This window comes from Stenotrophomonas maltophilia group sp. Smal32 (assembly GCF_030237085.1).
Classification (GTDB): domain Bacteria; phylum Pseudomonadota; class Gammaproteobacteria; order Xanthomonadales; family Xanthomonadaceae; genus Stenotrophomonas; species Stenotrophomonas maltophilia_Q.
In genome coordinates this window covers 1-8,848 of sequence record NZ_JASJSI010000072.1, presented here as the reverse complement: position 1 = coordinate 8,848, position 8,848 = coordinate 1, and the positions used below count along the sequence as shown (strand labels likewise).

Annotated in this window: 8 protein-coding genes; 4 read left to right on the top strand and 4 right to left on the bottom strand. The window is 65.7% G+C overall.

What is annotated here, in order from left to right:
- Nucleotides 1–216: 216 nt before the first annotated feature.
- Nucleotides 217–378: a hypothetical protein gene (locus tag QRO91_RS15870; RefSeq protein WP_180849142.1), complete on the bottom strand. Its 162-nt coding sequence runs from the start codon at nucleotides 376–378 to the stop codon at nucleotides 217–219.
- A gap of 209 nt (nucleotides 379–587) precedes the next feature.
- Between QRO91_RS15870 and QRO91_RS15865 the strand changes: the two genes are divergently transcribed.
- Genes QRO91_RS15865 through cfa form a run of 3 tightly spaced genes read left to right on the top strand, consistent with a single transcriptional unit; the run spans nucleotide 588 to nucleotide 2,944 of the window.
- Nucleotides 588–890, top strand: coding sequence for a GNAT family N-acetyltransferase (locus tag QRO91_RS15865; protein ID WP_005417588.1), 303 nt, complete (start codon nucleotides 588–590; stop codon nucleotides 888–890).
- Nucleotides 891–927: 37 nt separating this feature from the next.
- Nucleotides 928–1,809: a DUF3298 and DUF4163 domain-containing protein gene (locus QRO91_RS15860; RefSeq protein ID WP_049429120.1), complete on the top strand. Its 882-nt coding sequence runs from the start codon at nucleotides 928–930 to the stop codon at nucleotides 1,807–1,809.
- A gap of 19 nt (nucleotides 1,810–1,828) precedes the next feature.
- On the top strand, nucleotides 1,829–2,944 hold the full coding sequence (cfa, locus tag QRO91_RS15855) for a cyclopropane fatty acyl phospholipid synthase (protein WP_049429113.1): 1,116 nt from the start codon (nucleotides 1,829–1,831) through the stop codon (nucleotides 2,942–2,944).
- Between the two features lie 106 nt (nucleotides 2,945–3,050).
- Here the strand turns inward: cfa and QRO91_RS15850 are convergent, their stop codons facing one another.
- Nucleotides 3,051–5,219, bottom strand: coding sequence for a M3 family metallopeptidase (locus tag QRO91_RS15850; RefSeq protein WP_049429114.1), 2,169 nt, complete (start codon nucleotides 5,217–5,219; stop codon nucleotides 3,051–3,053).
- A 130-nt stretch (nucleotides 5,220–5,349) separates the two neighbouring features.
- Here QRO91_RS15850 and QRO91_RS15845 point away from each other — a divergent pair, with 130 nt between their 5' ends.
- Entirely contained in the window at nucleotides 5,350–5,829 is a 480-nt protein-coding gene (locus QRO91_RS15845; protein WP_049429115.1) for a glutathione peroxidase, read from the top strand.
- Nucleotides 5,830–5,923: 94 nt separating this feature from the next.
- Here QRO91_RS15845 and QRO91_RS15840 read toward each other — a convergent pair whose 3' ends face one another.
- Both QRO91_RS15840 and QRO91_RS15835 read right to left on the bottom strand, forming a co-directional pair.
- Nucleotides 5,924–6,703 carry a ferredoxin--NADP reductase gene (locus QRO91_RS15840; RefSeq protein ID WP_049429116.1) on the bottom strand — a complete coding sequence of 260 codons (780 nt, stop codon included), beginning with the start codon at nucleotides 6,701–6,703 and terminating at the stop codon, nucleotides 5,924–5,926.
- 80 nt (nucleotides 6,704–6,783) lie between these two features.
- Nucleotides 6,784–8,637, bottom strand: coding sequence for an ABC transporter ATP-binding protein (locus tag QRO91_RS15835; protein ID WP_197651039.1), 1,854 nt, complete (start codon nucleotides 8,635–8,637; stop codon nucleotides 6,784–6,786).
- Nucleotides 8,638–8,848 lie beyond the last annotated feature (211 nt).

Genomic DNA, 8,848 nt, shown 5'->3' with positions numbered 1-8,848 from the left:
CCCCCCCCCCCCCCCCCCCCCCCCCCTGTTTTTTTACAACAAACACAGGGAAATGATATTGGGTTTGTTTTTGTTGGGGTGTTTTTTTTTTTATATTTTTTTTGTACACCCAGTGCGGGCGCTAACGCGCCCCCCCGGGGGGCCGGGGGGGGGGGGGTGGGGGGGCGGGGGGCGCCGCCGGGCCCCCCCCCCCCGGGGCAGGGCCTCCGCTCCTGGTCAGGCGCGGGTCTGCTGGCCGTAGGTGTCCAGCAGACGGGCGAACACTTCTTCGCCGATGCGCTGGAAATCCTGGTCTTCGGTCTGCCCTTCCACCGCCAGTTGCAGCAGGCCCTCCAGCAGGGCGTGGTCGGTATCGGAATGGGAATCGCTGGGGTGCATCGGGGCCTCCGCGGTGATGCGCATGGTCAACGGTCGCAAGGGCCGTGCCAGCCTGGCCGTACCCCTCCACAGGCGATAGCGGCCGTCCTCCCTCCAGCTTGAGGGTCGAAATCTGACGTGAATGGATTGGACTTGCCCCTGTTCAGGCTTCACGCGATCATGGCGCCCGGCTGCGCACCATCCACGCAGTCGCCGCAGGAGACAGTTCCATGGCTTCGGTCACGCCCCCCGGTCTGGCCTACGAGGTCGAACACGACCTGGCCAACCATCGCTTCACCGCCCGTGTGCGCGGACAGCTGGCGGTGCTCGATTACCAGATCAAACGCAAGCGCATGGTCATCACACATACCGAAGTGCCCGAGCCGATTGCCGGCCGTGGCATCGCAGGCGAGCTGACCCGTGTGGCGCTGCGCTTTGCGCGCGAGCAGAAGTACAAGGTGGTGCCGGCATGTTCGTATGCCGAAGCCTTCCTGCAGCGGCACGAGGAGTACCACGACCTGCTCGTTGGCTGAATGCCAGCGGGCCACGCTTCAGCCATGGCAGGCGATGATGTACAAACATGAACAGGGGATCCCGATGAAGATTGGAAACAACCGGCCATTGCGCGGCAGCGTGCTGGCCGGCGTGGTGGGCGTGCTGTTGCTGGCCGGTTGCCAGCGCGAGAGCGAGCCGGCACCGGCGACCGATGCGGCCCCCGCCGCCGAGGCCAGCGCTGCAGGTGAGACGCCGGCCACGGAGGCGCCGCTTGACCTGCGCGACGTGATCGAGAACAACGAACGCGAGGTGGTGGGCATCAGCTACCCGGCCGGCATCGACCGTTACCCGGGCCTGGCGCGCGCGCTGCAGGACTATGCCACCAGCGCGCGCAGCGACCTGCAGCAAGCGCTGGACGGACTCGGCAACGACAAGCCGACCATGCCCTACGAGCTGTCACTGAGTTTCGAGAAGCTGCTGGAAACCCCGCAGCTGGTGGTGGTCAGTGCCGATGGCAGCCGCTACACCGGTGGCGCCCACGGCGAGCCGCTGGTGGCCCGCTTCGTATGGCTGCCGCAGCACCAGCAGATGCTCAGCGCGGAGAAGCTGGTGGCCGATGCCAAGGGATGGAAGGCAATCAGCGATTTCGTCGCCGACCAGCTGCGCGAACGCGTGGCCACCCGCCTCAGCGGCGAGGACATGGACCCCGCCCAGCTGCAGGAATCACTGCGCAACGCATCGCGCATGATCGCCGACGGTACCGGCCCGCAGGCCGACAATTTCAGCCAGTTCCAACCGCTGACCGACGACAAGGGGCAGATCACCGCGCTGCGCTTTGTGTTCCCGCCGTACCAGGTGGGCCCATACTCGGACGGCACCCAGACCGCCGATGTACCGGCGGCGGTGCTGTTGCCGCACGTGGCCAAGGACTACGTGGAGCTGTTCGCACGCGGTTGACCGCAGTCGAGGAGGTGGCGTGGATACAGGGTTGCAGGAGCGGGTCGCCGGCCTGCTGCAGGAAGCCGGGGTCCGCATCGGCGGTACCCAGCCACAGGACATCCAGGTGCATGACCCGCGCTTCTTTGCGCGGGTCATGGGCCACGGCTCGCTGGGTCTCGGCGAGAGCTACATGGAGGGTTGGTGGGATGCCAACGTCCTCGATGAATTCCTCGTCCACCTGATGCAGGCGCACCTGGACGAACGGGTACATGGCTGGCGCGAGGTGGCCGATGCCCTGAAGGCGCGCCTGTTCAATCTGCAGGCCGGGCAGGGCAGCTACGAAGTTGGCCGCCGCCATTACGACCTCGGCAACGACCTGTACCAGGCCATGCTCGGGCAGCGCCTGGTGTACAGCTGCGGCTACTGGCGCACTGCCGATGATCTGGACGCCGCGCAGGAGGCCAAGCTCGACCTGGTCTGCCGCAAGCTGGGACTGCGTCCGGGGCAGCGCGTGCTGGACATCGGCTGTGGCTGGGGCGAGGCGCTGAAGTTTGCCGCCGAGCGCTATGGCGTCAGCGGTGTCGGCGTGACCATTTCGCAGGAGCAGGCCGAATTCGCCCGCCAGCTGTGTGCCGGCCTGCCGATCGAGATCCGCCTGCAGGACTACCGCGAGCTGGACGAACCGTTCGATGCGATTTTTTCGATCGGCATGTTCGAGCATGTCGGCGACAAGAACTACGCCAGCTTCTTCGAGGTGGCCCGGCGCTGCCTGTCGCCGCGTGGCCTGCTGCTGTTGCACACCATCGGCACCAACATCTCCCGGCATCGCACCGATCCGTGGATCGCGCGCTACATCTTCCCCAACTCGATGCTGCCTTCGGCGGTGCAGATCACCCGGGCGTTCGAAGGTCGGTTCGTGCTGGAAGACTGGCACAACTTCGGCACCGACTACGACCTGACCCTGCAGGCCTGGCGACGCAACGTGGAAGCCGCGTGGCCGCGGCTGGATGCCCGTTACGACGAGCATTTCCGCCGCATGTGGCGCTTCTACCTGGCCGGATCGATGGCCACCTTCCGCTGCCGGCATGCGCAGCTGTGGCAGCTGGTGCTGTCGCCGGAAGGCGTGCCGGGCGGGTACGTGGCGCCGCGCTGAAGAGCGGGGTCAGATCCCTTTTCGCAGAAGAGGGCTCTGACCCAGCCACAACAAAAAACCGCCCGGTCTCCCGGGCGGTTTCCGTTTCAGGCCGGTACGCGGGCGATCAGTTGCCAGCGCCGGTCAGGCCACGCTTTTCCAGCAGCGGTTCGATCTGCGGCTCGTGGCCGGCGAAATCGCGGAACAGCTGCATCGCATCCACGCTGCCGCCCTTGGACAGCAGGGTGGCGCGGAAGTGGTCGCCGTTCTTGCGGCTCAGGCCACCGTTGTCCTTGAACCACTTCTGGGTGTTGGCGTCGAGCACTTCCGACCAGATGTAGGCGTAGTAGCCGGCCGAGTAGCCGCCCATGATGTGGCTGAAGTACGGGGTCTTGTAGCGCGGCGGAACCGGCGCGTAGTAGATGCCGTCCTTCTCCAGCGCGGCGCGCTCGAAGGCCATCACGTCCTTGGCGGCCGGCACCTGGTCGGCGCCGATCTGGTGCCAGCGCTGGTCCAGCATGGCCGCACCCAGGTACTCGGTGGTGGCGAAGCCCTGGTTGAACTTGGCGGCAGCCAGCACCTTGTCCAGCAGTGCCTGCGGCATCGCCGAACCGTTCTGGTAGTGCTTGGCGTAGTTCTTCAGGATGACCGGGTTGTCGGCCCACATCTCGTTGACCTGCGAGGGGAACTCGACAAAGTCACGCGGCACCGAGGTGCCCGAGAAGTACGGGTACTTCACGTTGGAGAACATGCCGTGCAGGGCGTGGCCGAATTCGTGGAAGGTGGTGTTCACCTCATCCCAGGTCAGCAGGGTCGGCTGGCCCGCCGGCGGCTTCGGGATGTTCAGGTGGTTGGCGACCACCGGCTTGAAGCCGGTCAGCTTGGACTGCGAGACGTAGGAGTTCATCCACGCGCCACCGCGCTTGGAGGCACGCGCATACGGGTCGAAGATGAAGATCGCCAGCTGGCTGCCGTCGGCGTCGAACACGTCGTAGACAGTGACGTCATCGTGGTAGACCGGCAGGTCGGTGCGCTGCTTGAAGGTCAGGCCGAATTCCTGACCAGCGGCGTAGAACACGCCGTTCTCAAGCACGTTCTTCATTTCGAAGTACGGCTTCAGCTGCGACTCGTCGAAGTTGTACTTGGCCTGGCGTACCTTCTCGCTGTAGAAGGCCCAGTCCCACGGTTCCAGCTGGAAGGTCGGCTTGCGCGCAGCCTTCTGTTCCTTGTCGATCATCGCCTGCAGGTCGGCGGCTTCGCGCTTGGCGTTGGCCACGGCGGCCGGAGCCAGCTTGCCCAGCATCGCGTTGACCGCTTCGGGCGTCTTGGCGGTCTGGTTGGTCAGGTTGTAGGCGGCGAAGTTCGGGAAGCCCATCAGCTTGGCCTTGTCGGCACGCAGCTGCATGATGCGCGAGACCAGCGCGGTGTTGTCGAACTCACCGCCGCGGCTGCCACGGCTGACCGACGCTTCGTAGATCTTCTGGCGCAGGGCGCGGTTGGCCAGGTTGGTCAGCGGCGGCTGCCCGGTGGTGTTGAGCAGAGTGATCACGTACTTGCCGTCCTGGCCGCGGGCCTTGGCGGCTTCGGCGGCGGCGGCGATCTGCTCCTTGGACAGGCCGTCCAGTTCCTTGACGTCATCGACGGTGATCGCCGAAGCGTTCACTTCCGACTGCACGTTCTGGCTGAACTTGGTGCCCAGGTTGGCCAGCTCGGCATTCATCTCCTTCAGCTTGGCCTTGTCGGCCTCGGACAGCTTGGCGCCTGCGCGCACGTAGTTGTCGTAGTACTTCTCGACCAGGCGCACGCCTTCGGCGTCCAGGCCCAGCTGGCTGCGGGTGTCGTACAGCGCCTGGATGCGGGCGAACAGCTTGCCGTTCAGCGCGATCGCATCGCTGTGCGCGGCGAACTTCGCCGAGTAGTCGGCCTGCAGCTTCTTGCGGGTGTCGTTGGTATCGGCGCCCACCAGGCTGAAGAACACGGTGGTCGCGCGGTCGAGGATGTCACCGCTCTTTTCCAGGGCGATGATGGTGTTGTCGAAGGTCGGCTTGGCCTTGTTGTTGGCGATGGCCTCCACTTCCTTCAGCTGCTGCGCCATGCCGGCGTCGAAGGCCGGGGCGAAGTCGCTGTCCTTGATCTTGTCGAACTGCGGGAAGTGCAGCGGCAGCGGGCTTTCGGCAAAGAACGGGTTGGCCTGCTGGGCGGCGGTGCTGGCGGCCGGGGTGGCGGCGCCGGCCGAGAAGGCGGGCAGGGCAAGGCCGAGGGACATGGCCACGGCAAGGGCAAGGCGAGTGGTCAAGGTAGGAACTCCGGTAAGGCAGGCAAGGGCCCGAGGTTAACCCGACCGGCGGCGCCTGCACTTGTGTCAAAAGGCATGTTGCCGGCTCGGGTCGCGGGTACCATGCATTCACCGCCCACGGCCGGCCATCATGACCAGCGCCTACGATTTCAGCTTCCGTGACCTCGACGGCCAGCCGCAGGCGCTGGCCCGTTATCAGGGCCACCCGTTGCTGCTGGTGAACGTCGCCAGCCGCTGTGGCTTCACCCCGCAGTACACCGGCCTGGAACAGTTGTGGCAGGACTACCGCGAGCGCGGCCTGGTGGTGATCGGCTTCCCGTGCAACCAGTTCGGTGCGCAGGAGCCGGGGGACGCGGCGCAGATCCGCCAGTTCTGTTCGCTGGACTATCCGGTCAGCTTTCCGCTGTCGGAGAAGATCAAGGTCAACGGCGAGGGCGCTGATCCGTTGTGGGCCTGGATGACGCACGAAAAACGTGGCCTGCTCGGCAGTGCCCGCATCAAGTGGAATTTCAGCAAGTTCCTGGTCGATCGCCAGGGGCAGGTGGTGTCCCGGCATGCGCCCAACACCAGGCCGGAGCAGTTGCGCAGCGCGATCGAAGCGCTGTTGTAGAGCCGAGCCCACGCTCGGCTGCTCGTCCGGCCGACATTGAGGGCGCGCGGTGCGCGCGAGCCGAGCGTGGGCTCGGCTCTACAGGCGCAACGGTTTACTTCTCGACGAACGCGCGCTCGAACACGTAGTGGCCCGGTTGGCCGATGCGCGGCGAAACCTGGAAACCCCGGGCATCGAGCACGGTGCGAAGGTCGGCCAGCATCTGCGGGCTGCCGCAGATCATCGCGCGGTCGTTCTCCGGGCTCAGTTCCGGCAGGCCGAGGGTGCGCTGCATCTCGCCGCTCTCCATCAGCTGGGTCAGGCGGCCCTGGTTGGCGAACGGCTCGCGGGTAACGGCCGGGTAGTACAGCAGCTTGTCGCCGATCATCTCGCCGAGGAACTCGTGCTCGCGCAGTTCCCTCTCGAAGTAATCGCGGTAGGCCAGGTCCTTTTCGTAGCGCACGCCGTGGCACAGGATCACCTTCTCGAAGCGCTCGTAGGTTTCCGGGTCCTTGATGACCGACAGCCACGGCGCCAGGCCGGTGCCGGTGCCCAGCAGGTACAGGTTCCTGCCGGGATGCAGGTCGCTGATCAGCAGGGTGCCGGTGGGCTTCTTGCCGACCAGTACCTTGTCGCCCGGCTTGATGTGCTGCAGGCGCGAGGTCAGCGGGCCGTCCTGCACCTTGATGCTGAAGAACTCCAGCTGTTCTTCCCAGTTGGCACTGGCAATGGAATAGGCGCGCAACAGCGGTCGCGCCTCGGTTTCCAGGCCGATCATCACGAACTGGCCGTTCTCGAAGCGGAAGCCGCTGTCGCGGGTGAGGGTGAAGCTGAAGTAGGCGTCGGTCCAGTGGCGGACCTCAAGCACCGTTTCGGCGCCGAAAGCGGAGGACATGGGCGTATCTATCGAAAGTCGTCGGGGATGATTCTATCTCAAATGAGACAGGTTCTCATTAGGCGGAACGAGAGGCGTTCTCAGCGGTAGCCCGCTGCCTGCAGCTCGAACAGCTCGGCGTACCGCCCTCCCTGGGCCATCAGTTGTTCATGGGTGCCGCTGGCCTCGATCCGGCCATCGGCCAGCACCAGGATGCGGTCGGCCATGCGTACCGAGGAAAAGCGGTGGGAAATCAGTACTGCGGTGCGATTATCCGCCAGTTCCCTGAACCGCTGGAACACCTCGAACTCACTGCGGGCATCCAGCGCTGCCGTTGGCTCATCCAGGATCATCACCTGCGCATTGCGCATCCATGCGCGGGCAATGGCGATCTTCTGCCACTGGCCACCGGACAGGTCCACGCCCTGCTTGAAGCGGCGGCCGATCTGCTGGTCGTAGCCGCCGGGCAGGTCGTCGATGACTTCCTCGGCCATGCCGCGTCGCGCCGCGTCAGCGATGCGTGCCTGGTCGTCCATCGCCTCGACCTGGCCGACGCCGATGTTCTCGCCGGCGCTGAGGTTGTAGCGCACGAAGTCCTGGAAGATCACCCCGAGGTTGGCACGCAGGTCATCCAGGTCGTAATCGCGCAGGTCGCGGCCATCGAGCAGGATGCGGCCTTCGTCCGGTTCGTACAGCCGCGCCAGCAGCTTCACCAGGGTGGTCTTGCCGGCGCCGTTCTCGCCGACCAGGGCCAGCACTTCGCCGGCGTGCAGCTGGAAATCCAGATGGCGCACCGCCCACTGTTCGGCATCGGGGTAGCGGAAGCCGACGTTCTCGAATACGAAGCCCTGGCGGATCGGTTGCGGCACGCGCACGGCCCCATCGCGCGAGTGGATTTCCGGCTGGATCTGGAAGAACGAGAACAGGTCATCCAGGTACAGCGCCTGGCTGGCCACCTGCGAGAAGCCGATCAGCAGGCCTTCCAGCAGCTGGCGCAGGCGCAGGAAGCTGCCGGCGAGGAAGGTCAGGTCGCCGATCGAGAAGTCGCCGCGCACCGTGCGCCAGGCGATGTAGGCGTAGGCGGTGTAGTACCCCAGTGTGCCCAGCGCAGCCAGCAGCGTGCCCCAGAACGCGCGGCGCCGGGCCAGGACTCGGTTGGCCTGGAACAGCGCCACCGACAGCCGCCGGTAGCGTTCCACCAGGAAGCGGTGCAGGTTGTAGATCTTCACTTCCTTGGCCGTTTCCACGCTGGCGCCGAGCTGGCGCAGGTAGTCGAGCTGGCGGCGCTCGGGCGTCCACTGGAAGTTGAGGCTGTAGCCGGCCGCATTGAAGTGCGATTCGCCGATGAAGGCCGGCACCAGCGCCAGCGCCAGCAGCAGGATCAGCCACGGCGCATACACCAGCAGGCCGACGGCGAGGCTGGCCACGGTGATCGCATCCTGCACCTGGCCGAACAACTGGCTCATCAGGTTCATCCGGCCCATGGTCTGGCGCCGCGCACGGTCCAGCTTGTCCTGCAGGTCCGGGTCCTCGAAGTCCTCCAGGTCCAGCGTGGCGGCATGTTCCATCAAACGGATGCTGGTGACGTTGGCGAACAACTCCGAGAGCAGGGCATCGGCATAGCTGACCAACCGGCCGAGCAGGTCCGAGGCGATGGCCAGGCCGAACTCCACCGCCAGCAGGCCCAGTAGCGGGTTGAGCAGGCCGCTGGACAGTGCCTCGGCCAGCGGCGGGAAGCCGGCATCGTGCTGGCTCAGGTGCAGCGCGCTGTCGATGATCAGCTTGCCGACGTAGAGCATCGCCACAGGCAGCAGGGCGCGGATCAGGCGCAGCCCGAGGCTGGCCAGTGTGAGCGCGGGGCTGGTCTTCCAGACCATGCGCAGGAACGGGGGCAGGTTGCGCATCGCCCTGAAGCGCTGGCGCAGGCTGGGTTTCTTTTCGGAGGCAGCAGGCATCCGTTTATTGTGCGCGCCCCGGCCGTGCAGAGGGGGTCAGTGCAGGCGTGCGGCCCGGGGTCAGATCCCTTTGTCCAGCAACCGGATCTGAACCAGCAGCAAACAACCAAGGCGTGGATATACCCTTTCGACCACGGTCGACACCAAACAGCACCAGAAGAAGTCCCTGGAGGGCGGGGTGGGTCCCCTTTCGGGAGTGTCAGCCCCAACG